Below are 24,661 nucleotides of genomic sequence, written 5' to 3'. Positions count from 1 at the left end.
ACGGCGCGAATGTAGCTGAGCGTGAGCACCCGATCACACGGTCCGGCATATATTCATCCGATCGTGTGAGGATTGCCCTTCGAGCTGACGCGGCGGGCCCGGACGTACAGTGGCGTAGGCGCGTCACGTACCTGACGAAAGGTTCTTTCGCGTACCGGACAACGGTTCCGCGGAGTGCCGGACCGCGGTCGTGGACTTCGAGGGAGGCGCTTGCCGTGAGTGAGCTGCGGTTCGTCCGCATGGGATTCGGTGCCGAGGCCGTGGACTACCAGGAGGCGTGGGACGAGCAACGCCGGGTGCACGCCGCCCGCTTCCTGGACGAGATCCCCGACACCTGTCTGCTCCTGGAGCACCAGCCCGTCTACACGGCGGGACGGCGGACGGCGGACGACGAACGCCCGCTCGACGGCACGCCCGTCGTCGACGTGGACCGCGGCGGGAAGATCACCTGGCACGGCCCCGGCCAGCTCGTGGGCTACCCCATCCAGAAGCTTCCGCGCCCCGTGGACGTGGTGGCGCACCTGCGCCGCCTGGAGGAGGCGATGATCCGGGTCTGCGCCGAGTTCGGCGTCGAGACCAGCCGGGTGGAGGGCCGCGCGGGCGTCTGGGTCCTCGGCGACCCGGTCGGCGAACGCCCCGCCGGCGGCCTCTCCCTCGACTTCGACCCGCGCCTCACCGACGAGGAGTTCGACCCACGGCTGAACGGACCGCAGTACGCGCCCTCCAACGCCGGCCAGCGCCGGGAGGACCGCAAGATCTGCGCCCTGGGCATCCGGGTCGCCAAGGGCGTCACCATGCACGGCTTCGCCCTGAACGTGAACCCCGACACCTCGTCCTTCGACAAGATCATCCCGTGCGGCATCCGGGACGCGGGCGTGACGTCGCTCGCGTACGAACTGGGCCGCGAGCTCACCATCGGCGAGGTGCTGCCCGTCGTGGAGAAGCACCTGGAGGACGTCCTCGGCAACGCGGACCTCAGGCCGCGCGAGGTGGAGCGGGCGTCCGCCTGACCGCTCCCCGGGAACGTGTCCCCTCCGACGCCTCCCGCGGGAATGCACCCCCGCTCCCCAAGGTTGCCCACCCCGGGGAGCAAGCACCGCACGGGCGTACCCTGGTGTACGCCGAAGAATCGAAGCTACAGGGAGCCGATGTGTCCGCAGTCGCACCCGACGGACGCAAGATGCTGCGCCTGGAGGTCCGGAACGCCCAGACCCCCATCGAGCGCAAGCCCGAGTGGATCAAGACCCGGGCGAAAATGGGCCCCGAGTACACGAAGATGCAGAGCCTCGTGAAGAGCGAGGGGCTGCACACGGTCTGCCAGGAGGCGGGCTGCCCCAACATCTACGAATGCTGGGAGGACCGGGAGGCCACGTTCCTGATCGGTGGGGACCAGTGCACCCGGCGCTGCGACTTCTGCCAGATCGACACGGGCAAGCCGGAGGCCCTCGACCGTGACGAGCCCCGCCGCGTGGGCGAGTCCGTGGTCACCATGGACCTGAACTACGCCACCATCACCGGCGTCGCCCGCGACGACCTGGAGGACGGCGGCGCCTGGCTGTACGCGGAGACGGTCCGCCAGATCCACGCCCAGACCGCCGACCGCGCGGAGGGCCGCACCAAGGTCGAGCTGCTCGCCCCCGACTTCAACGCCGAGCCCGCCCAGCTCGCCGAGGTCTTCTCCTCGCGCCCGGAGGTCTTCGCGCACAACGTGGAGACGGTCCCCCGGATCTTCAAGCGCATCCGCCCCGGCTTCCGCTACGAGCGCTCGCTGAAGGTCATCACGGAGGCGCGGGACTACGGTCTGGTCACGAAGTCCAACCTGATCCTCGGCATGGGCGAGACCCGCGAGGAGGTCGGCGAGGCGCTGCGGCAGCTGCACGAGGCGGGCTGCGAGCTGGTGACCATCACCCAGTACCTGCGCCCCTCCGTGCGCCACCACCCCGTGGAGCGCTGGGTCAAGCCGCACGAGTTCGTGGAGCTCAAGGAGGAGGCCGAGCAGATCGGCTTCTCCGGCGTCATGTCGGGCCCCCTGGTCCGCTCCTCGTACCGCGCCGGCCGGCTGTACCGGATGGCCGTCGAGAAGCGCGGCGCCTACGTCGCCTCGCAGGCCGTCTGAACCGACGCGCGGCACCCCCGGACGGAGCAGTCGGGGGAAACCTGTTCGACACGAGCGGTGGCACTCAGTGCCACCGCTCGCGTGTGAGTCGGCGCACAAGCAACTACCGCCCGGTAGTGGCCAATTCGGCACCCTCGCGACCGTCCGCGCAGTTCGGGACCCGCGTCAGGACCGCGTCAGGCTCGAGACCTGCTGCATCAAGGCTTCATTGGTGTTTGACCGGTCGGTCACGCCCTGGTAACACCAATCAGTGACCCTGGTCTTACGTCCCGTACCGCACCGTCCCACGAGCCGTCATCCCGAGGGGGGACCTCTCATCATGCAGGCCGCGCCCGTACGCGCCACCGCGATCCCGTCGTTCACCGATGCACTCCGTGCCGTCGAGTCGCTGCTCATGAGCAGCGGCCAGCGCACCGCCCGCCGCAACGCCTGGACCTCCGTCCTGGAGGACCGCCGTCGCGCGAAGGACCGGGTCGAGGCGCAGCGCGTACTGGAGTCCGTGGCGACGCGTCCGTAGCCCCCGCACGCCCCGCTGTGCGCCCCGCACGCCCCGCAGCACGCCCCGCCGTGGGCGCCGCCGCCGTCCGGCCGGGCACTGCCGTCGTCGGGCCTTGCCGGGCCACGTAGACTTCGTGGCATGGCGAGGAAGGAACCTGCAGCGGACGCTGCGAACCCCGGGCGACTCAAGCAGATCGTCCTGACCTACAAGATGACCCGCAAGGCCGATTCCAAGATCGGTCTTGTACTCGCGGCAGTCGGAATCGTCACCCTCGGTGTCTTCCTCGCGATCGGCTTCCTGATCGGCCACCCGGTCTATCTGGGCATTCTCGGCCTTCTGCTCGCCTTCCTCGCGTCGGCGATCGTCTTCGGACGCAGGGCGGAGCGGGCCGCGTTCGGACAGATGGAGGGCCAGCCCGGTGCCGCCGCGGCGGTACTGGACAACATCGGCCGGGGCTGGACGACCACCCCGGCAGTGGCGATGAACCGCAGCCAGGACGTCGTGCACCGCGCGGTCGGCAAGGCCGGCATCGTGCTGGTGGCCGAGGGCAACCCGAACCGGGTGAAGAGCCTGCTGGCGGCCGAGAAGAAGAAGATGGCGCGGATCGTCGCGGACGTGCCGGTGCACGACGTGATGGTGGGCACCGGCGAGGGCCAGGTCGGGCTCAAGAAGCTCCGCACGACCATGCTGAAGTTCCCGCGGGTGCTGACCGGCCCCCAGGTGACGGCCACCAACGACCGGCTGCGGGCGATGGGCGACCTGATGAGCAACATGCCGCTGCCGAAGGGCCCGATGCCCAAGGGCATGCGGATGCCGCGCGGCGGCCCGAAGACCCGCTGACACCCTCCTACGTACGGCGAAGGGGGCGACCGGAACTCTCCGGTCGCCCCCTTCGCCGTACGTACCTCAGCCCTGCGCGGGCCGTCGTACCGCGGGCCGTCGTGCACGGTCCGATGCGTGCGTCCACAGTGCGCGGCCCGTCGGTGGAGTCCTCCGCGCCGAGGGCCGCGGCCGCCGTATCCAGCCGGCCCCCGAGCCGGCACCGCGGTCCCCTCGGTCCCGGCAAGCACGGCGACGGAAGCCCTAGGCGCGGACCTCGACGGTCCGTGCCAGGCGGTCGTGCAGGCCCCGGCCGTCCCGGTCCCAGATCAGGGCGGGGACGGCGACGCACAGGAGGGCGGTGCGCAGCAGCGCGCGCAGCGGGTTCAGCCGCCCGCCGCCCTCGGGCACGATCCGCAGGCCGAACAGCCGCTTGCCCGGCGTGAAGCCCACGGTGCCCACCGTCAGGACGCCGAGGGCGAAGAAGACGAGCAGCGCCCAGTTCCCGGTCGCCTGCCCGTAGCCGTCGGTGAGCAGCCCGTATGCGATCAACATGCACAGCGCCCAGTCGACCGCGAGGGCGCCGAGCCGGCGGCCCGGACGCGCGATGGAGCCGGGTCCCTGTTCCGGAAGACCGAGCTGCTCCCCCCGGTAACCGAGCTCCGCTCCGGAGTCCTCCATGGCCGCCCGGGGTCCGGAGAGCCACGAGCCGATTGCCTGCCTGTTGTCCACCCGTCCACGGTACTGCGCCCGTTTTGGCATACGGACACGAGGGGCCCGGACGACCCCGGTCGGTTAACTTGGGCGAAACAAATGGGTCACGCTGGAGAAATCCCCCGTCCCTATGGTCGGCCCCAGCGTGTGCCACCGCACTGGCCGCACGAACGAACTACCACCCCGGTCCACAGTGGGCGGGAGTAGGAGGAGCTGGATGTTCCAGAACGCCGACGAGGCCCAGAAGTTCATCGCGGACGAGGACGTCAAGTTCGTCGACGTACGGTTCTGCGACCTGCCGGGTGTGATGCAGCACTTCACGATCCCGGCCGAGGCCTTCGACCCGGCCGAGGAGCTCGCGTTCGACGGCTCCTCGATCCGCGGCTTCCAGGCCATCCACGAGTCCGACATGGCGCTCCGCGCCGACCTGTCCACCGCGCGCGTCGACCCCTTCCGCCGCGACAAGACGGTCAACATCAACTTCTTCATCCACGACCCGATCACGGGTGAGCAGTACTCCCGTGACCCGCGCAACGTGGCGAAGAAGGCCGAGGCGTACCTCACCTCGACCGGCATCGCCGACACCGCGTTCTTCGGCCCCGAGGCCGAGTTCTACGTCTTCGACAGCGTGCGCTTCGACACCAAGTCGAACGAGGCCTTCTACCACATCGACTCCGAGGCGGGCGCCTGGAACACCGGTGCGCTGGAGGACAACCGCGGTTACAAGGTCCGCTACAAGGGCGGCTACTTCCCCACCCCGCCGGTCGACCACTTCGCCGACCTGCGTGCGGAGATCTCCCTGGAGCTGGCCAAGTCCGGCCTCCAGGTCGAGCGCCAGCACCACGAGGTGGGCACGGCCGGCCAGGCCGAGATCAACTACAAGTTCAACACGCTGCTCGCCGCCGCCGACGACCTCCAGCTCTTCAAGTACATCGTGAAGAACGTCGCCTGGCGCAACGGCAAGACCGCGACCTTCATGCCGAAGCCGATCTTCGGCGACAACGGCTCGGGCATGCACGTGCACCAGTCGCTGTGGGCCAACGGCGACCCGCTGTTCTACGACGAGGCGGGCTACGCGGGCCTCTCGGACACCGCCCGCTACTACATCGGCGGCATCCTGAAGCACGCCCCCTCCCTGCTGGCCTTCACCAACCCGACGGTGAACTCGTACCACCGTCTGGTCCCCGGCTTCGAGGCCCCGGTCAACCTGGTCTACTCGCAGCGCAACCGCTCCGCGGCCATGCGCATCCCGATCACGGGCTCGAACCCGAAGGCCAAGCGCGTCGAGTTCCGTGCGCCCGACTCCTCCGGCAACCCGTACCTCGCCTTCTCGGCGCTGCTGCTCGCGGGCCTCGACGGCATCAAGAACAAGGTCGAGCCGGCCGAGCCGATCGACAAGGACCTCTACGAGCTGGCCCCCGAGGAGCACGCGGGTGTCGCCCAGGTCCCGACCTCGCTGCCGGCCGTCCTCGACCGTCTCGAGGCCGACCACGAGTTCCTGCTCGCGGGCGACGTCTTCACGTCCGACCTGATCGAGACGTGGATCGACTACAAGCGCACGAACGAGATCGCGCCGCTGCAGCTGCGTCCGCACCCGCACGAGTTCGAGCTGTACTACGACGTGTGAGTCGTCCCGGCTTCCGTACGGAGCCCCGTCACCGCCCCAGGGCGGCGGCGGGGCTCCGTCGCGTCGTGCGGCGTGCGGGGCCCCGCGGGCCGTCACGGGCCGTGGGCCGTCACCGATCCGTGGGCCGCCGTCGCGCGGGGTGTCGGGAGGCGGCGGGCGGGGCGTTCTTTGCCTGCCATGGGGCCGTTCGGCACCGGTTCTTGGGTGGGCCCGGGCGCACAATGGAAGCGGGACGAGTGCCGGAGTGCGTGAGTTCGGGGTGATGCAGAATGCAGAGCCGGTTCCGGAGCGATCGACGGCTGACCGTGCGGATGACGGTCACGCTGTTCCTGCTCGGATTGCTGTACGTGGCCTTCGTCGCCGCGCTGATCGTGCTGCTGAAGTCCTGGGTCCTCGTCGTGGTCGTCGCCGCCGCGCTGCTCGGCGCCCAGTACTGGTTCTCGGACCGCATCGCCCTGTACGCGATGCACGGGCGGATCGTGGAGCGGGAGGAGCATCCGCAGCTGCACGGGACCGTGGACCGGCTGTGCGCCGTCGCCGACATGCCGAAGCCGCTCGTCGCCGTCTCCGACCTGGACATGCCGAACGCGTTCGCGACCGGCCGCAACGCCGACCACGCGGTGCTGTGCGTGACGACCGGGCTGCTGCGCCGGCTGGAGCCCGACGAGCTGGAGGGCGTCCTCGCGCACGAGCTGTCGCACGTGGCGCACAAGGACGTCGCCGTGATCACCGTGGCCTCCTTCCTCGGGGTGATCGCCGGGCTGATCGTCCGGTTCGCCTTCTACTCGCAGCTCTTCGGCGGCCGGGGGCGCAAGGACCAGAACACCGTGGCGATCTTCATGGCCGTGCTGGCCGTCTCCGCGGCCGTGTACGCGATCAGCTTCCTGCTCATCCGGGCCCTGTCCCGGTACCGCGAGCTGGCCGCCGACCGCTCCGCGGCCCTGCTCACCGGCCGGCCGTCGGCGCTCGCGTCCGCGCTGACCAAGGTCTCCGGGGACATCGCGCGCATCCCGACCAAGGACCTGCGGACGGCGCAGGCCTTCAACGCCTTCTACTTCACGCCCGCCCTGGGCTCCGGGGCGAGCCTCTCCAAGCTCTTCTCCACGCACCCGAGCCTTGAACAGCGGCTCGACCAACTGGGCCGCATCTCCGCCGAGTTGGGCGAGGCGGCGACTCCCGACAACGCCACCTGACCCGTCGTTCGAAAGGCAGCCGTCCGTATGGGGTTCCTGGACATCCTGCTCGGGCGCACCAAGGCCGTCGCACCCGACCTCGACCGGCTCTTCGGGCTGCCGTCGGCCGCCGTGACCCTGCAGGCCGCCGCCGGGTTCACGCCGACCGGGACGGGCGCGGTGTGTTTCGCCTCCGTCGAGGGCGCGGCCTTCGCCGACGCCAACCGCGAGGTACGGGAACTGCTGGAGGCGGACACCGCCCGCGCGGAGTCCGCGCCGTCCGGGGAGCCGGGCGCGGGTCCCCCGGTGGAGGTGACGCGGGACGAGTACGGGTACTCGTGGCTGGTCTCACGGCGTGCCCCGGACGACCTGCCCGCGCTGGTGAGTGATCTGCACGCGGTCAACAGCACCCTGGAGGGCAGCGGCTTCGGGCCTCAACTGCTGTGCTCGGTGGTCGCGTTCGAGGAGACCGGGGATCCCGGACAAGCCGGACGGCGGCTCGGGCTCGTCTACCTCTACAAGCGCGGCACCTTCTACCCCTTCGCGCCGTCCCCGGACGCCGGCGGGCGGCGCGACAACGCGCTCGAACTGCGGATCAAGGCCGCGCTCGCCGACGATCTGCGCATCGAGCAGGATCTCGGCCGGTGGTTCCCCGTCTGGGGCGCGCCGGGTCTGTGACGCCTCCCGGGCGCCGCCCGGGGCCTCAGACCCCGGGGGCCGCCGTGACCACTCCGGCCGCCACCGCGGAGACCAGTGCCGCGTGGTCCCTGGCGTTCTGGTCCGCGTACCGCAGGGCGAACTCGGCGACGGCGTACTCGAAGGTCTCCGCTCCGCCGAGATACGCGGCGATGGCGACCCGGTCGCCGGAGCGCGCGTGCGCGCGGGCCAGCGCGGTGCCGCACAGCCGCGCGTAGGCCACCAGCTCGTCCGGGCTCATGCCGGCGACGTTCGCGGAGCCCTTCATGTCCCGCAGCTGCCGCCAGTAGAAGGCGCGGCCCTGCGGCCCGGTCATCCAGCCGAGGAAGATGTCGCTCGCCGACTGCAGCAACCGCTGTCCGGCGACGACCCGGTGGCCGGGATGGACGTACGGGCCGCCGGGCAGATGCTCCTCCAGAACGGAACGGGTGGCCTCCTTGATCTGCAGGAACAGCGGGTCGTCCGTGTCCCGTCCGGTGAGCAGCACGATGAAGCAGCGGGTGCCGACGCTGCCGACTCCGACGACCTTGCGGGCCGCGTCCACGAAGCGGTAGCGGTCCAGCAGGAGGCGGCGCTCCTCGGCGAGGGTCGAACGGTAGTCGCTGAAGATCTTGCGCAGGGCCGCCATGTCGGAGGCACCGGCCGGTTCCAGCAGCGGGGGGTCGCGGACGATGCGGCGGCGTCCGTCGACGGTCTCGGTGAGCTTGCCGAGCGCGTGCAGGCTGGTGCGGCGGCGGGCCCGGGTCAGGCTCGACTCGACGCGTCGTCGCCGTCCGGCGGAGCGGACGAGCGGGAGCAGCCGGTCGGCGTCGACGCGTTCGTACCAGACGGCCAGCTCGCCGCGGTCGGCGAGTCGCCGTACGCCCTTGCGGTAGCCGGCGGCGGCGGCCTCGGCGGCGCGGCGCACGCGGGTCTCGGCGTACCCGTTCTCGCGGGCGGCCACCGCGACGCTGGCCGCGAGCCGTTTGACGTCCCACTCGAAGGGGCCCGGATGGGTCTCGTCGAAGTCGTTCAGGTCGAAGTGCAGGGCGCGTTCCGGTGAGGCGAAGAGACCGAAGTTGAGGAGGTGGGCGTCCCCGCACAGCTGGACCGTGAGGCCGGTGTGCGGCTGGGAGGCGAGGTCGGCGGCCATCACGGCGGCGGCTCCGCGCAGGAACGCGAACGGGGAGGCGGTCATCCGCCCGTACCGGATCGGCAGCAGTTCCGGCAGGCGGTCCCTGCCCTGCCGTTCCAGGACGGCGACGGGGTCCGGGCGGTCGGCCCCGGGGATCCAGACTCCGTGCGAGGAGCGGGAGGCGCGCTTGCGGGCCGCCCTGCCGTGCGCGGCGCGTGCGGCGGGGGCGGCTGTGGCGCCGGTCGTGGGCACGGCCGTCAGGTCCGCAGGGCGCGGGCGACGTCGCCGCCGACGGCGCCGGAGAGGGTGCGGCTGCTGCGGGCCGTGGCGTCCTTGGAGCCGTTCGCCGGAACGCCGCCCACCGTGAGGACGACGGTGTCGAGAAGGCCGCCGTCCTGGCTCCGGAAATCGACCTGGACGATGTACGTCCGGGCCGTGGACGTGGGATTGGTGACGGTGATCCCGACGGTGGAACGGCCGTCGGGGCCGGTGCGGACCCGGTCGCCGACCCAGACCTCGTCCTTGGCGTCGAGGCCGTCCCTGAACTCGTCGAACCGCCGGCCCGCCTCGTCGGTCGCGGAGGTGAGGGAGTCGCCGCCGCCCGCCGTCGCGGCGGCCAGGGCGCTGCTCGCCGCGGAGGCGAGGGAGGCGGCCGCGAAGGCGGCCTGGGAGGCGGTGCTGACCGGATCGCCCTCGCCCGAACAGCCGGTGAGGGACAGGGCGCCCAGCAGCACGGTGCCGGCCGACCCGAGCGCCGCCCCGCGTGCACGAAGCCCGCGTATTCCGTTCCTCGCCATCTCGCCTCCCGGCGTCCGCTGTGGATTCCCTGCCGCGCGTTCCCCTCAGTCAAGGCTCTGAGCAGGGAATACGCATGGTGTGGGCGGCAATCGGGTGATGCGCGGGAGGATGTGGGGACGACGACGGCGAGAGACGGGCGGAGACGGCGTGGGCGAGCAGCGGCGGCACATCGGAGGGGCGGAGCGGCGGGCCCGGCTCGCGCTGCGGCACCGGCTGGCGGGGGCGTGGCGCGCGGCGGACCCCGAGGAGGTCGCCGGGTCGCTGGTCGCCCTGCACGGGACCGATCCGGCGACGGTGTATCTGGCCGTGGGCGCTCGCCTCGCCGAGGCGGGGCGGACGGTGCCGGAACTCGACCGGGCGCTGTACGGGGACCGGACCCTGGTGCGTATGCACGGCATGCGGCACACCGTGTTCGTCCTGCCCACCGAGCTGGCCGCCGTGGTGCACGCCTCGACCGGTCTGCCGATCGCGGCGAAGGCGCGGGCCGGGCTGGTCAAGGACGTGACGGCCGGCAGCGACGGACGGCTGACCGAGGCGTGGCTCGCGGAGGTCGAGGCGTCCGCGCTCGCCGCGCTGGCCCGGCGCGGGCAGGCGACGGTGAACGAACTCACCGGCGACGAACCGCGGTTGAGGGAGCAGTTCATTTACGGCGCGGGCCGGAGCTACGAGAGCGCGCAGACCGTGTCCTCGCGTCTGATGCGGGTGCTCGGCGTCGAGGGGCGGGTCGTACGGGGGCGTCCGCTCGGCTCCTGGACCTCGACGCAGTTCCGCTGGGCCGTCGCCCCGCCGCATCCCGAGCTGCCCGTCGCCGAGGCCCAGCGCGAGCTGCTGCACCGCTGGCTGACGGCGTGCGGCCCCGCCTCCGAGGCGGACCTCAAGTGGTGGACGGGCTGGAAGGTGACGGAGGTGCGACGGGCGCTGGGGGCGGTCGGGGCGGAGGCCGTGACGCTCGACGGCGGGGGGACGGGGTACGTCGTCGCGGGCGACGCCGGTCCGGTCGAGGGGCCCGGTGCGCCGTGGGCCGCGCTGTTGCCCGGCCTCGATCCGACGGCCATGGGATGGCAGGAGCGGGACTGGTATCTCGCGCCCTCGCTGCGGCCCGCGTTGTTCGACCGCAGCGGGAACGTCGGGCCGACGGTGTGGTGGGACGGGCGGGTGGTCGGAGGGTGGGCCCAGCGCGGGGACGGCGAGGTGGTGTGGCGTCTGCTGGACCCGGAGGGGGTGGGGCGGGAGGGGGTCGCGGCGATCGCGGCGGAGGCGGAACGTCTGCGGGGCTGGGTGGGCCCGGCCCGCGTCACCCCGCGGTTCCGGACCCCGCTGGAGCGCGAGCTGGCCGCGCCGTGAGCCGCGCGGGCGGTTCCCTCCCCCGCCGCCCCGCGCTCCCCCAGGCTCCGGGCTCCGCTCCGACCGGGGGCCCCGTCATCCCGACGTGCGGGGGCCGCCGAGGGCGTCCGGGGCGAGTCCCCGGACGCCCGGCCGCTCAGCGTGCGTACTTCATCAGCGCCCGCACCATGTGACACGTCGTGTCCGACGGCGGATGCACCCCGATGAGCACGGCGGTGCTGCGTATCTTCTCATCGCGGGCCTGATGCGCCGCGTAGACACCGGAGTCGAGCAGCGCGATCGCGAGACGCATCGCCTTGAGCCGGCGGTTGTGCGTGACGTACCACTCGCGGGGACGCCCGGGCGGCAGCGGGCGCTTCTCCACGGGCTCGTACGGCAGGTCCATGAGGACCGCCCTCTTCGACGTGGACTGGGTGGGCAGCGGCTTCAGTGCGGCAGCGGGCACGAGCATCCTCCTGTCGCGGTCGGGGCGCCGCCGGCCCTCCCGGCGACCCCCTCGAACACTGCTTCCAGTCTACCGCCCGCCACTGACATCGGGCGAGGTCGCACGATCCATCGAATGCCCAGGTGGGAAGGGTAATTGACGTCGTGTCACAGCTGTTTCGGCAGATGCGCGTGAGGCGGCGAAAAAATCGAACACGACACTCGCTGTACGGTGTGCGGCATGGAGATCTGGATCAACCCGGCCTGCTCGAAATGCCGCGGCGCCCTCAGCCTGCTCGACGCGGAGGGCGCGGAGTACACGGTCCGCCGCTACCTGGAGGACGTACCGGCACCGGACGAGATCCGGGCCGTACTGGAGCGGCTCGGTCTCGAACCGTGGGACATCACCCGCACCCAGGAGGACGCGGCCGCGGAGCTCGGGGTGAAGTCGTGGGCACGGGACGGCGGTTCACGCGAGCGGTGGATCACCGCACTGTCGGAGCACCCGGAGCTCATCCAGCGGCCCATCATCACCGCCGAGGACGGCACCGCCGTCGTGGGACGCTCCGAGGAAGCGGTGCGCGAGGCCCTGCCCCGCCGACGGACGCTCCGCCCCGGCCATCCGGACATCAACTCCCGCGTGACACAGGTCACTTCAGCAACTTGCGCGAACTGTTGAGCAGCCCCGTTCGGTATCTCGTACATAGCGGCACACGGATCGCATCCGGCCGCCCGTGGCGGTGGCCGGAGACAGGAGGCGCGCATGTCGCGTAGGAGAACCGTCAGCCCCAAGAAGAAGATCGCGCTGCTGGCCGGCGCGGCGGTCGTGGCGGGAGGCGGCGCCTTCGTCATGGCGACCACCTCCAACGCGGCCCCGGTGCAGAACGCGTCGAACTCGACGGTCTGCCAGGGACTGGCGACCGCGCTGGGCAACAACCAGTCGTTCATCGACGGGCAGCGGGCCAACCCGGACGCCCAGTCGCAGGCCCGGATCGCCAACCGCGAGGCGGTCATCGCGCAGATCAAGGTCCAGCAGGCGGCGTCGAACTGCGCGGTCGGGGAGTCGGCTCAGGGCCCCCAGGCCGCACAGCCCGCGAAGCCCGCTCAGCCCGCGAAGCCCGCCCAGCCGGCGAAGCCCGCGCCGGGTCAGCAGCAGAGCACCGCACCCGCGCAGGGCGCGGGCGGTGGCGCGGCCGGCGGACAGCAGGTCTGCGTCGGCTCGACCGTCACCCTCTCCGGCGAGGCCGGCGCACCGGCCGCCTCCAGCAACCAGTTCCCCGCCGGGACGAAGCTCAAGGTCACGAACCTGGACAACAACAAGTCCACCACCGTGCAGGTCACGTCGGTGTCCGGCAGCTGCGCGCTGCTGAACAACGCCGCGTTCGAACAGGTCCGCGAACCGGGCAAGTTCCTGATCCGCCGGGCCCTGATCGAGAAGGTGGGGTGAGAGCGGACGCCTGACGACGCCCGTGCCACCACCCGGCGCGGGTCACGGGTCCTGCCGTTCGCGGCCACGAACGGCAGGACCGGCTCCTCGGGAGCACCCGGCTCGCGGCGCCCCGCACCGGGCCGCGGGTCCGCAAACCCATCGCATACGAGCCGCCGCCACCGTCCGGGGGAAGCCCGGCGGGGGGACGCGTCACCCGGACAGCCTGCGGGAACGGGCCCCTGACCGGGGTCGCCCGTCGCTCCCGGCGGGTGAGGCGCGGCACAGGGGCGCCGGGTAACACGGGGTTCACACTCGGGCAATGATCGGGAAATCGCCTGTTGACAGGCTGCCGGGCATGACGCGGCGCCCCGGTGTGCCGCGGCGCCGCAGCGTCCGCAGCGCGGCTGGAGACCCACCCCGAAGGATGTGGCCCGTGAGCTTCAAGGCTGAGTACATCTGGATCGACGGCACCGAGCCGACGGCCAAGCTCCGTTCGAAGACGAAGATCCTGGCCGACGACGCCAAGGGTGCCGAGCTGCCGATCTGGGGCTTCGACGGGTCCTCCACGAACCAGGCCGAGGGGCACGCCTCGGACCGCGTGCTCAAGCCGGTCGCCAGCTACCCGGACCCGATCCGCGGCGGGGACCACGTCCTCGTCCTGTGCGAGGTCCTGAACATCGACATGACGCCGCACGAGTCCAACACCCGTGCCGCGCTGGCCGAGGTCGCGGAGCGGTTCGCCGCGCAGGAGCCGGTCTTCGGCATCGAGCAGGAGTACACGTTCTTCGACGGGGAGCGCCCGCTCGGCTTCCCCGCCGGCGGTTTCCCGGCCCCCCAGGGCGGCTACTACTGCGGGGTCGGCGCCGACGAGATCTTCGGCCGCGACATCGTCGAGGCGCACCTGGAGAACTGCCTGAAGGCGGGACTCGGCATCTCCGGCATCAACGCCGAGGTCATGCCCGGCCAGTGGGAGTTCCAGGTCGGCCCGCTCGCCCCGCTGGAGGTCTCCGACCAGCTGTGGGTGGCCCGCTGGCTGCTCTACCGCACCGCCGAGGACTTCGCCGTCTCCGCGACCCTGGACCCCAAGCCGGTCAAGGGCGACTGGAACGGCGCGGGCGCGCACACCAACTTCTCCACCAAGGCGATGCGCGAGGGCTACGCCGCGATCATCACCGCGTGCGAGTCCCTGGGCGAGGGCTCGAAGCCGCTCGACCACGTCAAGAACTACGGCGCCGGCATCGACGACCGGCTGACCGGCCTGCACGAGACCGCTCCGTGGAACGAGTACTCGTACGGCGTCTCCGACCGCGGCGCCTCGGTCCGGATCCCGTGGCAGGTCGAGAAGGACGGCAAGGGGTACATCGAGGACCGCCGTCCGAACGCCAACGTCGACCCGTACGTGGTGACGCGTCTGCTCGTCGACACCTGCTGCACCGCCCTGGACAAGGCCGGGCAGGTCTGACCCACCGCTTCCCCGCGAAGGGGCGTCCGCCGGTTCGGCGGACGCCCCTTCGGCGTGTTCCGCCCCCCGCCGCGGCCGGGCGCGCGGGCCGGGGCCCGTCCCCGTGCCGGAGGCGTGTCCGGCCTTTGAACCGGGGCTCCTGTGCGGCCCCGGCTTCTGCTTCAATGGAGACATGGCCAGCCACCGGAAGTGCACCGCGACAGGTCGCCTCGACCTGGAGCCCTTCTGGCCCTCCCGTCAGCATCACGACTTCGACCGGGTGTGTTGCCGCGCGACGAACGCGCCGGCCCTCTAAAGCCGTACACCCCGGCCTTCGGCCAGCGCGCACGACGTACGTCCTCGACGGCCCCGACCACGAACTCGCGGTCGTCGACCCTCCCGACGAACTCCTCGCGCGAAAGAGCTGACCTCTCATGGCGAACCCCCGTTCCTTCACCTCCGTCGCGACCTCTCCCTCCCCGGGCCCCGCCTCTCTCCCGACCGGCGCCGGACGGCACCGGCTCCGCGCCGTCGACCGGGACGAGGTGGTGGACGTGGCCGACTTCCTGCCGCCGGGCGCCACCTGGCTGCCCGCGCCCCCGCACACCCTTCCGGTCCTGCCGGGCCGGCCGCCGATGATCGGCTACCTGGTCCTCGTACCGGCCGACCAGCAGCCCCTGCTGCCGGTCGCCCTTCCCCCGGATCCCGCCGGGACGGCCGCCCCCGCCGGCGCCGACCCGCTCGTCCGCATCGACTCCGTGCAGCGCACCGCCGAGGTCGACGGACGGACGCTCGACCTCACCTACCTGGAGTTCGAGCTGCTCGCGCATCTCGTCGCGCACCCGCACCGGGTGCACACCCGGGACCAGCTGGTCACCACCGTGTGGGGCTACGGGCACGTGGGCGACGGGCGGACCGTCGACGTGCACGTGGCACGGCTGCGGCGCAAGCTCGGCGCACAGCACCGGCAGGCCATCCAGACGGTCCGCCGGGTCGGCTACAAGTACGCGCCGCCGACGGGCCGCTGAGCGGGCCGTCCCGCGTCCTCCGCACCCCGGGCGGATCTCCTGTCAGCAGATTCCCGTTCCGTCCGGCGGCCCGTCCGTGCAGAGTCGTCCCCATGAGACTTCTGGTGCTGGGCGGTACGGAGTTCGCGGGGCGGGCGGTCGCGGAGGCGGCGGTGCGACGGGGCTGGGAGGTGACCGTCTTCCATCGGGGACGGCACCGGCCTCCCGCCGGGGTACGGTCGCTGCTGGGCGACCGCACCGCTCCCGACGGTCTCGCCGCGCTCGCGGGCGCCGCCGCCGGAGGCGACTGGGACCTCGTCGTCGACACCTGGTCGGCGGCGCCGCGGGCCGTCCTCGACGCGGCGCGGCTGCTGGCGGACCGGGCGGCCCGCCTTGTGTACGTGTCGAGCTGTTCGGTCTACGCGTGGGCTCCGCCCGCCGGATACACCGAGGACGCACCGCTCGTGACCGGGGCGTCACCGGACGCCGGGCAGACCGACTACGCGCGGGACAAGCTGGGCGGTGAGCTGGCCGCCGTCTCCGCGTTCGGCGCGGAGCGTTCGCTGCTCGTGCGGTCGGGGCTGATCCTCGGGCCGCACGAGAACATCGGCCGGCTGCCGTGGTGGCTGGGCCGGATCGCGCGCGGCGGGCGGGTCCCGGCGCCCGGCCCCCGGGACCTGCCCCTCCAGTACGTCGACGTCCGCGACCTCGCCCAGTGGATCCTCGGGGCGGCGGAGCGGGGGGCGGCGGGACCCCACAACCTGATGAGCCCCCGGGGTCACACCACGATGGGGGAGCTGCTCGACGCGTGCGTGCGGGCGACGGGGAGCGGGGCGGAGCTGCGGTGGATCGAGCCGGAGGCCGTGCTGGGCGCCGGGGTGGAGCCGTGGACCCAGCTGCCGGTGTGGGTGCCGCCGGGGAGCGACATGCACGACGCACTGCACGGAGCGGACGTCTCCCGGGCGGTGGAGGCCGGACTCCGGTGCCGGGACGTCTCGGAGACCGTCGCCGACACCTGGGCGTGGCTCCGGGAGGTGGGCGGGACGGTTCCCCCGCGTCCGGGGCGGCCGCCGGTCGGGCTGCCCCCGGAGGCGGAGGCCCGGCTGCTCTCCCGGTGACCGGCCCCGGCGGATGCCGGGCCGTCGCGCCCGGAATCCGCCCCGGCCCCGAGCGGCGCCGTCCCCGGGCCATGACGGGAGCCCGGACGGAGGCCCCAACTTCCTTATCCACAAGGGCCGAAGAGTCCCCTCACACTCCTCTGAACATTGTTCAAACCTCATTTCGGAGATCAACTCCTCGAAAATCATGGGCTTCTGAGCCCATTGCGCCGGAAATGACCTCATGAACTTCTAAGATTTTCCGAGGTTTCTGAACGCCTCACACGTCACCTGCGTATGAATGGGAGCCGCTTCACTCCTGTCGGGCGCCCTCGATGCCCCGCAAGGAAGTCAGAGGAGTTCCATGGGACGCAACATACGCAAACGCCGTTCGCCGCTGGCCGTCCGGGCCATCGCCGCGTCGGCAGCGCTCGCGATCGGCGGGGGTGGACTGGTCTGGGCGAATTTCTACGCCTCGGCGCACGAGGAGAACTCTTCTCCCAACACCACGAAGGCCGCCGCCGCTCAGGTGGCCACCATCAGCTGTCCGGACGTCGGTCAGAAGCTGACCAACGTGCCGAACAGGGCCCGCGGTGAGGTCGACGGCGAACTCGCCACGCTGGACGCGCAGATCACCGCCGCCTACCAGCGGCTCGCCACGACCCGTGACGCACAGGCGAGGGACGCGAGCTTCGTCCAGAACTCCATCCTCGGCCCGCTGAAGAACAACCGGTCGGTGATCATCGACCGGATCAAGCTGGAGATCAGCCGGGCCGGCGGTTCGACACCGTCCTCGCTCGACGGCCTGTCCTCCTGCACGGCGACGCCCGCCACCCAGACCGACGCCGGCCAGAACAACGGTGGTCAGAACAACGGCGGCCAGAACAACGGCGGGGCGGCCAGTCAGGCGCCCTCCCCCTCGGCCAGCGCGAGCGCCGGCGGCCAGCAGGGCGGCGGCCAGCAGACGGGCAACGGCGGTCAGGCCGGCAACGGGCCGCTCGCCTCGGACTTCGTCGACATCACGAAGGTCAAGGCGAACGTGCCCCGCAAGGCACAGACCCGGGCCGGCGGTTCGACGGGCACGTTCACCACGTCCTGCGGCGTGAACGCGAACAAGAAGTTCAACACCGACAACGTCATCGTGGCCCCCGGCGTCACCAACGGCGCGCACCACCTGCACGACTACGTCGGCAACCAGTCGAACGACGCGTTCGCCACCAACGACACGTTCGCCGCGGCCAAGACCACCTGCGCCAACCAGGGCGACAAGTCGACGTACTACTGGCCGGTCGTGCGTATCCAGAACGGTACGCAGGACTTCGACCAGAACAACGACGGCGGTGGCAAGGAAGGCAACGTCGGCCAGATCCAGCAGGTCAAGCAGGCGCAGATCAAGTTCGTCGGCAGCGCGAAGAGCAAGGTCGTCGCGATGCCGAAGTTCCTGCGCATCATCACGGGTGACGCGAAGACCACGACCAACGGTCTCGCGAACGCCAACGCCCACTGGTCCTGCACCGGCTTCGAGAACAAGGTGCAGCTCACGCAGCAGTACCCGATCTGCCCGCGCGGCAGCACCGTGGTACGCACCTTCGCCTTCCAGAGCTGCTGGGACGGCGTGAACATCGACAGCGCGAACCACCGCACGCACGTGGCCTTCGCGGACGCCCAGGGCAACTGCGCCAACGGCTTCAAGGCCATTCCGCAGCTGACGATGCGCCTCGTCTACGGTTTCCGGGCACCGACCCTGCAGAACGGGCAGATCAAGAATGCCTACGCGGTGGACGGATTCCCCGAGCAGCTGCACAAGGCGGCCACCGACCACGACGACTTCATCAACGTCTTCGACGAGAACCTGATGAACAAGATGGTCAACTGCATCAACAAGGGCCAGCGTTGTAAGTGACCCCCATGAGGAAGCCGGTGGCGGGATTCTCCCGCCACCGGCTTTCTTGTGTCCGCGGGTCCCCGGCCCGTCGGGCCGGGGAGGCTCCGCCTGGTCAGCCGCTGTGCTCGTGACCGGCGTGCGCGCCGTGCGAGGTCCCCTCCTCCAGGCTCCCGCCGAGACGGCCACGCAGGGACGTGACCGTCTTCTGGTCGCCGACGGCCACCCACTTGGCCCCCACGAGGTACGAACCTCCGTAGTCCTTCGCACCGTTGAGCCACTCGCGCTGACCGCGGTCGGTGGCGAAGGTCGCCAGGATGAACTTGCCGGTGTCGACCTTGCAGACCCCCTGGCGGATCTCGTCCGCGTCGGTCTGGATGTCCGGACGGCACTTCACCTCGGCCGCCAGATCCTCCAGGCTGCCGGTCGCCGTGGCCGGCACCCGGTCCGCCGTGCCGGCCCTGGCCCCGCCGTCGCCCGACCCGCCGCAGCCGGTCAGCGCCAGCAGCGCCACGACGGCTCCCGCGGCGAGCTTCTCGCGTGTCAACCTCATACGTTCCTCCGGTACCGTCGGCGCCCGCGCCATGGAGAGCCCCGGCGAGGGCCCTGGCCTTCGATACGGCTCCGGGACGCCCAGCACTCAATCCGCCACCGCGGCGGTGCGGGGAGACCCCGTGCCGGCGTCAGCACACGTATGCGAAAGTGTGCCGCGTGAACGAAGACTGGGAAGAGCGTACGGCGGCGGCCTGGGACACTTTCGACGACTACGGGGAAGCGGACGCGGCAAACTTCCGCGCGGTGATCGATTCGCTGGCCGCCGAGCTGCCCGCGGACAGCCCGCTCGGGCCCTTCGAGCGGGCCTGCGCCTGGGACTCCACCGGCCACTCGGACCGGGCCGTGCCGCTGTACCGGGAGGCACTCGACCGCGGGCTCGACGGCTACCGCGGGCGCCGCGCCCGGATCCAACTCTCCAGCTCCCTGCGGAACATCGGCCGGGCCGAAGAGGGCGTCGCCCTCCTCACACCCGAACTCGTCGCACCCTCGGACGAGTTGGACGACGCCGTACGCGCATGCCTCGCGCTGTGCCTGGCCGACCTGGGCCGCGAACGCGAGGGCCTGGCGCTGGTGATCGGCGCCCTCGCCCCCCATCTGCCGCGCTACCAGCGGTCGATGGCCAACTACGCGCGGCTGCTCGTCGAACCCGAGGCCTGAGTCCGCCGGACGGAGGTGACCATCCACCGATTCGCTCGTTCTGCTGAACGTGCAGTCACAGGATGTAGCCCCGCGCCCCACCGCCTCCTCCGGACCGGTCGTCGACGTCGCCCAGGCCGAGGCCGCGCTCGTCGAGCACTACCCGCGGCTCGTCCGGCTCGCCTATCTGGTGCTGCCGCCGAGCCTCGGCCGCAACCGGCGGGTGCTGACCGCGCACGCCCTCACCCAGCGGGCGCTGCCCCGGCGCCGCACGCCCTCGTCCGTGATCCCGGCCCAGGCCACCGGCCGCGACGGCGACCCGGGCTACGCCTTCGTACGCCTCACGGTCGTCCGTACGGCGCTGGAGGCCGGTCTGCCGCTGCGACGCACCGCGTGGCCCAAGCGGTCCCAGCTGCCGCCGCTGCTGCCCCAGGTGTGGGGCCTGCGGCTCTTCCCGCGCTCCGGCGGTGCCGACGAACTCGCCCTGGACCAGCGGCTGTCCGCGCTGTCCGCGGAAGCCCGTGCCGCCTACGTGCTGCGCGGGCTGGAGGGGCTGGCCGACCCCGACGTGCGCAAGGTGCTCGCCGCGGCCGGAGTCGGCGATCCGCGGGCGGCGCTCGCGGAGGCCGACCGGGTCGAGGCCCGGGACGCGCTGCTCCGCTCCCCCGAGTTCGACCCCTGCGCGCTGCACGCCCGGCCCACGGACCTGATGCGGCGCCGTCAGCACCTGAAGGCCGCGCTCGCCGCCGGCGCGGCGGTCGCCGTCTGCGGCGCGCTGCTCGTGCTGCCCGGCGACGGCTGGGGCCCCGAGGGCGCCGCGGCCCCCTCGTACGCGCAGAACCCGGCCGCCGTGGCCGCCCTGGACCCCGGGAAGGTGACCCGCGTCTCCCCGGCCGCCTGGCGGACGTCCGCGCGCACGGACCTCTCCGTGTGGCCCGCGCGCGGGAACCTCGCCGCGGACAGCGGGCTGCTGCGCCGCGCGCTCGCCGTCTGGGCCCGCCCCGGCGGGTCCGTGCAGGTCTCGGCGACCCCGGGCACCCCGTCGGGCGCCCCGCCCGGACCGCCCCAGCTGCTGTACGCCGGTGACGTGGACCAGGCCCGGGTGGTGCTGTTCTACGACGGGCTGCGCATCGCCCGGTACGCCGAGCCGCGCGACGGAACCGGTGGGGCGGCCCTCGACTTCGCCCGGGTAGACGGCGCGCAGGGGGCGGAGGCGAGCGCGGTCGTCCTGGACCGCGCCGACGGCAACGTCCGCTATCTGACCGCTCCCTGGGTGACCGGGGCCGCCCAGCGCGACCTGATGAAGCCGACCTCGGCCCCGGCCGGCCTGACCCTGTCGGACGACGGCACCACCTCCCCCCTGGCGGGTCCCGCCCGGACGGGCGCGTGCACGTCGTGGAACGTGCTGCAGCTGACGGACGCCGGCGGCACCCGGCTGATGACCGACCTCGGCGAGCTGACCCCGGCCCATCTGACCTCCGGATCGCCCTCGGCGCCCCACGAGGCCTCCGGCGCGGCGGCGCTGGCGAACTGGGCGCCGTTCGCCTGCTCGCTGACCGCGATGCGCTCCGAGGGCGTGCGGTCCGTGAACGCCTGGCAGTACACCCGCCAGCAACTGCCGGACGCGGGCGGGGAAGCGGCCTGGGTGTGCACACGGGCCGAGACCTGGCGGGGTGACGGCACCCGCGTGCTGGCCCAGTTCCACACCCCGGGCGGCACCTACGGGGCGATCGCGGCGAAGGCCGAGAACTCGCCCGCGTGCGGCGCGCGCGACTCCCACGTCCTGGCGGGCGTGCTGTGGAAATCGGGGGCGGGCGCCTGGTACCTGCTCGCGGCCGGCAGCAAGGGCACCGCGTCGGTCACCGCGACCGGCGGGGTGACCGGATCGGCGCAGGGCCCCCTGCTCGCCGTACGGACCACGCAGGGGGCCCAGGCGGGGCTGCGGGGGACCCTGACGGACGGCAGGGCGGTCTCCGGACTGCGTTAGGACCGGCGGGCGGATCGCACCGGCACGCGGCCCGGACCGGCGGTCGGATCGCACGGGCACGCGGGTCGGGCCGACCGCTGGACCGTGCCGCCGGTCCGGGCGGACTGCGCCGGAGCTAGTTGACGTTCGCGTCAACAAGTGGGCGCAGAGGGGTTCTCCCCCGGCCTACTCGTCAGTACATTGACGCCATGTCTCACACGCACGCCCGACCGCCCCGGCCGGTCGCATCGGAGCGGACCCCGCTCAAGGCGCGGAAGGTGTCGTTCTCCTGGGAGGACACCCCACTGCACTGGGTCCCGGGAGACCCGTTCGCCGGTCACACGATCAATGTCCTGCACCTGCTGCTGCCCGCCGGTGAGCGCTGGTTCGTGCACGTCTACCGGCAGGTGCTGCCGCTCATCACCGACGAGCGGCTGCGCGCGGACGTGATCGGCTTCATCGGGCAGGAGGCGATGCACTCGCAGGCCCACGACGAGGTCCTCCCGCACCTCAGGGAGCTCGGGCTCGATCCCACGCCCTACACCGCCCAGGTCGACTGGCTCTTCGAGAAGCTGCTCGGCGACCGCACCCTCCCCCCGGGCCGGGCCCGCAGGTGGTGGCTGATGGAACGGGTCGCGATCATCGCCGCGATCGAGCACTACACCGCCTTCCTCGGCGACTGGGTGCTCAACGCCGGTGAACTGGACCGGCGCGGCGCCGATCCGACCATGCTGGACCTGCTGCGCTGGCACGGCGCGGAGGAGGTGGAGCACCGCTCGGTCGCCTTCGAGCTGTTCCTGCATCTCGACGGGGGCTACCGGCGGCGCGCGCGGACCTGGGCCACCGCCTTCACCGCGCTCGTCTTCCTCTGGCAGCGCGGGGCGCGGTTCTTCATGGAGAACGACCCGACCCTGACGGCGGGCCGGGCGAGCTTCCGGGACTTCCACCGGAGCGGACGGCAGGGCCTGCTGCCGTCGACCGGGGACATGCTCAGGTCCGTCCCGCGCTACCTCAGCCGCTCCTACCACCCCTCCCAGGAGGGATCCACCGCGCAGGCCGTCGCCTACCTGGCCGGCTCCCCCGCCGCGCGCGCTGCGGCCGCCGCCGAGGAGGGCGCGTGACACCCCGGCTGCGGACCCTCGCGGCCGTCGCGGGCACGGCCCTGCTCGTCCGGCGCGCGCTGCGCCGCCGGATCGGGGAGTCACCGCTGTGGCCCCTGCCCGCCCTGGAGGAGCCGGTCTCCGGACGGCCGCGGTCCCGGGCCCTGCGGCTGACGGTCACCGGACACGAGCGGATCGCCGACGGCGTCGTCCGGCTGCGCCTCGCGGGCAACGGTCTGCCGCGCTGGGAGCCCGGCGCCCACCTCGAACTGGTGCTGCCCTCGGGGCTCGTACGGCAGTACTCGCTGTGCGGGAACCCGGCGGACACCTCGTCGTACACCGTCGCGGCGCGGCTCGCGGAGGACGGGCGGGGCGGCTCGCGCGAGGTCCACGAACGGCTGCGGGAGGGCATGACGGTCGAGGTGCGCGGACCGCGCAACCGGTTCCCGCTCGCCGAGGCGCCCGGGTACGTCTTCGTCGCGGGCGGCATCGGGATCACCCCCCTCCTGCCGATGCTCCGGGCGGTCCAGGACCGTGCCGACTGGCGGCTGTTGTACGGCGGGCGCAGCCGGGCGTCGATGCCGTTCCTGGCCGAGATCGAAGGGCTGGACCCGGCGCGGGTCACCGTGGTGGCCGAGGACGTCGACGGACGGCCCGACCTCGACGCGCTGTTCACGGACCTGCCCGCGGGGACTGCGGTCCACTGCTGCGGGCCGGAGGGGCTGATGGCCGCGGTCCGGGACCGGTTGCCGGACGGAGCCACGCTGCACCTGGAGCGCTTCGCCCCGCACGCCCCGGGCGCCGGGGACGGCGACAGCGCCTTCGCGGTCGAACTGCGGCGCAGCGCACGGACCCTGACCGTACCGGCCGGCTCCACGCTGCTGGCGGCCGTACGCGCGGAGCTGCCCGGCACGCCCTACTCCTGCGAACAGGGCTTCTGCGGGACCTGCCGGCAACGTGTCCTGGAGGGCGAGATCGACCACCGGGACGAACTGCTCACGGACACGGAGCGTGGTGACTCGATGCTGATCTGTGTGTCCCGGGCCCACGGTGACCGCCTCGTGCTGGACATGTGAACGACCCTGGTCGGTCCGGCCCGTTCCCGGCCGGATCCGATCGGTAAGGTGTTCGCATGACAACCGGGGTACGCCGCAGGATGGGTGTCGAGGAGCGGCGCCGGCAGCTGATCGGCGTCGCCCTCGAACTCTTCAGCCGACGCTCGCCCGACGAGGTCTCCATCGACGAGATAGCGTCGGCGGCGGGCATCTCGCGTCCCTTGGTCTACCACTACTTCCCGGGCAAACTCAGCCTGTACGAGGCGGCGTTGCAGCGCGCCGCGGACGATCTCGCGAGCCGGTTCGTGGAGCCCCGGGAGGGTCCGCTGGGCGCGCGGCTGCTGCGGGTCATGCGCCGGTTCTTCGACTTCGTGGACGACCACGGGCCCGGATTCTCGGCGTTGATGCGCGGCGGCCCCGCCGTCGGCTCCTCGAAGACCAACGCGCTCGTCGACGCGGTGCGGCAGGCCGCGTATGTCCAGATCCTGTCGCATCTGAAGGTCGACGACCCGCCCGCCCGGCTGGAACTGGTGATCCGCTCGTGGATCTCGCTGGTCGAGTCGACGGCGCTGATCTGGCTGGACGGCCGGCGCATCCCGCGCGGTGAGCTGGAGGTGCAGCTCGTCCACGACTTCGCGGCGCTGGCCGCGGTGAGCGCGGCACAGGACGAGGAACTGGGCACGCTGCTGCGCGGCGCGCTCCGTGGCGAGCCGGGCGACGGCCCCTTCACCGACCTCGCCGTCCGGCTCATCGCGCTGGCCACGCCCCCGGACGCGTAGCCGCGCTCCCGCGCCCTACTCCTCGTACTTGCGATACGACGGGTCGAGGTCCCGCACCTCGGCGGAGGCGTGCAGGACGAGACCGCCCACCGGTTCGACGTACTTGCGCAGCAGTTCCAGAGCGGCCTCGGTGAGACGGGCCTTGGTCTCCTCGCTGCGGCCGGCCAGCAGGCCGAACGTGACATGCACGACGGCGTGTCCCGCCCCGTCCGCTCCCACCACGTTGTCCCCGGTCGCCCGGAACCGTGTCTTGCACGCCTCGATCCGCGCGGCCGCCGTCTCGACCACCACGGGGTGCAGCGCGAGCGCGAATCCCCGCCGGTCGAAGGCGTCGTCGAGCGCGGCGGAGTAGTCGACGGTGATCTGCGGCATGGGGCACTCCTGTTCTAGGT

General features: G+C 72.2%; 24 protein-coding genes and 1 pseudogene. 19 read left to right on the top strand and 6 right to left on the bottom strand.

Features of this window, described 5'->3' with window-relative positions:
* The first annotated feature begins 215 nt into the window (after positions 1 to 215).
* The 4 genes from lipB to OG776_RS29320 all read left to right on the top strand — a co-directional run bounded on the left by lipB (position 216) and on the right by OG776_RS29320 (position 3,455).
* Positions 216 to 1,010, top strand: coding sequence for a lipoyl(octanoyl) transferase LipB (gene lipB, locus OG776_RS29335; protein ID WP_329322789.1), 795 nt, complete (start codon positions 216 to 218; stop codon positions 1,008 to 1,010).
* Between the two features lie 140 nt (positions 1,011 to 1,150).
* Complete coding sequence (gene lipA, locus OG776_RS29330) at positions 1,151 to 2,116, top strand: lipoyl synthase (protein ID WP_148013660.1); 966 nt, start codon at positions 1,151 to 1,153, stop codon at positions 2,114 to 2,116.
* A gap of 319 nt (positions 2,117 to 2,435) precedes the next feature.
* Positions 2,436 to 2,633, top strand: a complete 198-nt coding sequence (locus OG776_RS29325; RefSeq protein WP_148013661.1) for an SCO2195 family GlnR-regulated protein — start codon at positions 2,436 to 2,438, stop codon at positions 2,631 to 2,633.
* A 120-nt stretch (positions 2,634 to 2,753) separates the two neighbouring features.
* Positions 2,754 to 3,455 carry a DUF4191 domain-containing protein gene (locus tag OG776_RS29320; protein WP_148013662.1) on the top strand — a complete coding sequence of 234 codons (702 nt, stop codon included), beginning with the start codon at positions 2,754 to 2,756 and terminating at the stop codon, positions 3,453 to 3,455.
* Between the two features lie 243 nt (positions 3,456 to 3,698).
* Here OG776_RS29320 and OG776_RS29315 read toward each other — a convergent pair whose 3' ends face one another.
* Entirely contained in the window at positions 3,699 to 4,166 is a 468-nt protein-coding gene (locus tag OG776_RS29315) for an RDD family protein (protein WP_329322788.1), read from the bottom strand.
* Positions 4,167 to 4,365: 199 nt separating this feature from the next.
* On the opposite strand from OG776_RS29315, the gene glnA reads away from it, so the two are divergent.
* The 3 genes from glnA (at position 4,366) to pspAB (ending at position 7,625) form a co-directional block, all read left to right on the top strand.
* Entirely contained in the window at positions 4,366 to 5,775 is a 1,410-nt protein-coding gene (gene glnA / locus OG776_RS29310; protein ID WP_148013664.1) for a type I glutamate--ammonia ligase, read from the top strand.
* Between the two features lie 269 nt (positions 5,776 to 6,044).
* On the top strand, positions 6,045 to 6,968 hold the full coding sequence (htpX, locus tag OG776_RS29305; protein ID WP_148013665.1) for a zinc metalloprotease HtpX: 924 nt from the start codon (positions 6,045 to 6,047) through the stop codon (positions 6,966 to 6,968).
* A gap of 27 nt (positions 6,969 to 6,995) precedes the next feature.
* Positions 6,996 to 7,625 carry a PspA-associated protein PspAB gene (gene pspAB, locus OG776_RS29300; RefSeq protein ID WP_148013666.1) on the top strand — a complete coding sequence of 210 codons (630 nt, stop codon included), beginning with the start codon at positions 6,996 to 6,998 and terminating at the stop codon, positions 7,623 to 7,625.
* Positions 7,626 to 7,650: 25 nt separating this feature from the next.
* Here pspAB and OG776_RS29295 read toward each other — a convergent pair whose 3' ends face one another.
* The gene (locus OG776_RS29295; protein WP_148013667.1) at positions 7,651 to 9,009 is read right to left on the bottom strand and encodes a DUF2252 domain-containing protein; all 1,359 of its coding nucleotides are present in this window, start codon (positions 9,007 to 9,009) and stop codon (positions 7,651 to 7,653) included.
* A 5-nt stretch (positions 9,010 to 9,014) separates the two neighbouring features.
* On the bottom strand, positions 9,015 to 9,554 hold the full coding sequence (locus OG776_RS29290) for a hypothetical protein (protein WP_261994968.1): 540 nt from the start codon (positions 9,552 to 9,554) through the stop codon (positions 9,015 to 9,017).
* Between the two features lie 109 nt (positions 9,555 to 9,663).
* On the opposite strand from OG776_RS29290, the gene OG776_RS29285 reads away from it, so the two are divergent.
* A complete protein-coding gene (locus OG776_RS29285; protein WP_329323780.1) occupies positions 9,664 to 10,899 on the top strand; it encodes a winged helix DNA-binding domain-containing protein in 1,236 nt (411 codons plus the stop codon).
* 136 nt (positions 10,900 to 11,035) lie between these two features.
* Here the strand turns inward: OG776_RS29285 and OG776_RS29280 are convergent, their stop codons facing one another.
* A complete protein-coding gene (locus OG776_RS29280; RefSeq protein WP_329322787.1) occupies positions 11,036 to 11,344 on the bottom strand; it encodes a hypothetical protein in 309 nt (102 codons plus the stop codon).
* A 219-nt stretch (positions 11,345 to 11,563) separates the two neighbouring features.
* Here OG776_RS29280 and OG776_RS29275 point away from each other — a divergent pair.
* From OG776_RS29275 to OG776_RS29250, 6 genes and pseudogenes are all read left to right on the top strand, one after another.
* Positions 11,564 to 11,920, top strand: a pseudogene (locus OG776_RS29275) (ArsC/Spx/MgsR family protein); the annotation flags it as partial.
* A 165-nt stretch (positions 11,921 to 12,085) separates the two neighbouring features.
* Positions 12,086 to 12,769, top strand: a complete 684-nt coding sequence (locus tag OG776_RS29270) for a hypothetical protein (protein WP_148013669.1) — start codon at positions 12,086 to 12,088, stop codon at positions 12,767 to 12,769.
* 415 nt (positions 12,770 to 13,184) lie between these two features.
* Entirely contained in the window at positions 13,185 to 14,213 is a 1,029-nt protein-coding gene (gene glnII / locus OG776_RS29265; RefSeq protein WP_148013670.1) for a glutamine synthetase, read from the top strand.
* A gap of 413 nt (positions 14,214 to 14,626) precedes the next feature.
* On the top strand, positions 14,627 to 15,220 hold the full coding sequence (locus OG776_RS29260) for a winged helix-turn-helix domain-containing protein (RefSeq protein WP_148013671.1): 594 nt from the start codon (positions 14,627 to 14,629) through the stop codon (positions 15,218 to 15,220).
* A 92-nt stretch (positions 15,221 to 15,312) separates the two neighbouring features.
* On the top strand, positions 15,313 to 16,317 hold the full coding sequence (locus OG776_RS29255; protein ID WP_187285996.1) for an NAD-dependent epimerase/dehydratase family protein: 1,005 nt from the start codon (positions 15,313 to 15,315) through the stop codon (positions 16,315 to 16,317).
* A 343-nt stretch (positions 16,318 to 16,660) separates the two neighbouring features.
* Positions 16,661 to 18,199 (top strand): DUF1996 domain-containing protein, encoded by a 1,539-nt coding sequence (locus tag OG776_RS29250; protein WP_148013672.1) that lies wholly within the window; start codon positions 16,661 to 16,663, stop codon positions 18,197 to 18,199.
* A gap of 94 nt (positions 18,200 to 18,293) precedes the next feature.
* On the opposite strand, the gene OG776_RS29245 is transcribed toward OG776_RS29250, so the two are convergent.
* Positions 18,294 to 18,731, bottom strand: coding sequence for a hypothetical protein (locus OG776_RS29245; RefSeq protein WP_148013673.1), 438 nt, complete (start codon positions 18,729 to 18,731; stop codon positions 18,294 to 18,296).
* A gap of 158 nt (positions 18,732 to 18,889) precedes the next feature.
* Between OG776_RS29245 and OG776_RS29240 the strand changes: the two genes are divergently transcribed.
* From OG776_RS29240 to OG776_RS29220, 5 genes are all read left to right on the top strand, one after another.
* Complete coding sequence (locus tag OG776_RS29240; protein ID WP_261994969.1) at positions 18,890 to 19,390, top strand: tetratricopeptide repeat protein; 501 nt, start codon at positions 18,890 to 18,892, stop codon at positions 19,388 to 19,390.
* A 49-nt stretch (positions 19,391 to 19,439) separates the two neighbouring features.
* Positions 19,440 to 21,356 carry a hypothetical protein gene (locus OG776_RS29235; protein WP_148013674.1) on the top strand — a complete coding sequence of 639 codons (1,917 nt, stop codon included), beginning with the start codon at positions 19,440 to 19,442 and terminating at the stop codon, positions 21,354 to 21,356.
* A gap of 188 nt (positions 21,357 to 21,544) precedes the next feature.
* A complete protein-coding gene (locus OG776_RS29230) occupies positions 21,545 to 22,456 on the top strand; it encodes a metal-dependent hydrolase (RefSeq protein WP_329322786.1) in 912 nt (303 codons plus the stop codon).
* Positions 22,453 to 23,511 carry a PDR/VanB family oxidoreductase gene (locus OG776_RS29225; RefSeq protein ID WP_329322785.1) on the top strand — a complete coding sequence of 353 codons (1,059 nt, stop codon included), beginning with the start codon at positions 22,453 to 22,455 and terminating at the stop codon, positions 23,509 to 23,511. Before OG776_RS29230 ends, OG776_RS29225 begins: the two co-directional genes overlap by 4 nt.
* A gap of 56 nt (positions 23,512 to 23,567) precedes the next feature.
* The gene (locus OG776_RS29220; protein WP_148013677.1) at positions 23,568 to 24,269 is read left to right on the top strand and encodes a TetR/AcrR family transcriptional regulator; all 702 of its coding nucleotides are present in this window, start codon (positions 23,568 to 23,570) and stop codon (positions 24,267 to 24,269) included.
* 15 nt (positions 24,270 to 24,284) lie between these two features.
* Here the strand turns inward: OG776_RS29220 and OG776_RS29215 are convergent, their stop codons facing one another.
* Positions 24,285 to 24,641: a 5-carboxymethyl-2-hydroxymuconate Delta-isomerase gene (locus tag OG776_RS29215; RefSeq protein ID WP_148013678.1), complete on the bottom strand. Its 357-nt coding sequence runs from the start codon at positions 24,639 to 24,641 to the stop codon at positions 24,285 to 24,287.
* Positions 24,642 to 24,661 lie beyond the last annotated feature (20 nt).

This window comes from Streptomyces sp. NBC_01689 (assembly GCF_036250675.1).
GTDB lineage: Bacteria > Actinomycetota > Actinomycetes > Streptomycetales > Streptomycetaceae > Streptomyces.
Note: the sequence above shows the minus strand (reverse complement) of the source record. Positions and strands in the feature narration are given on the sequence as shown.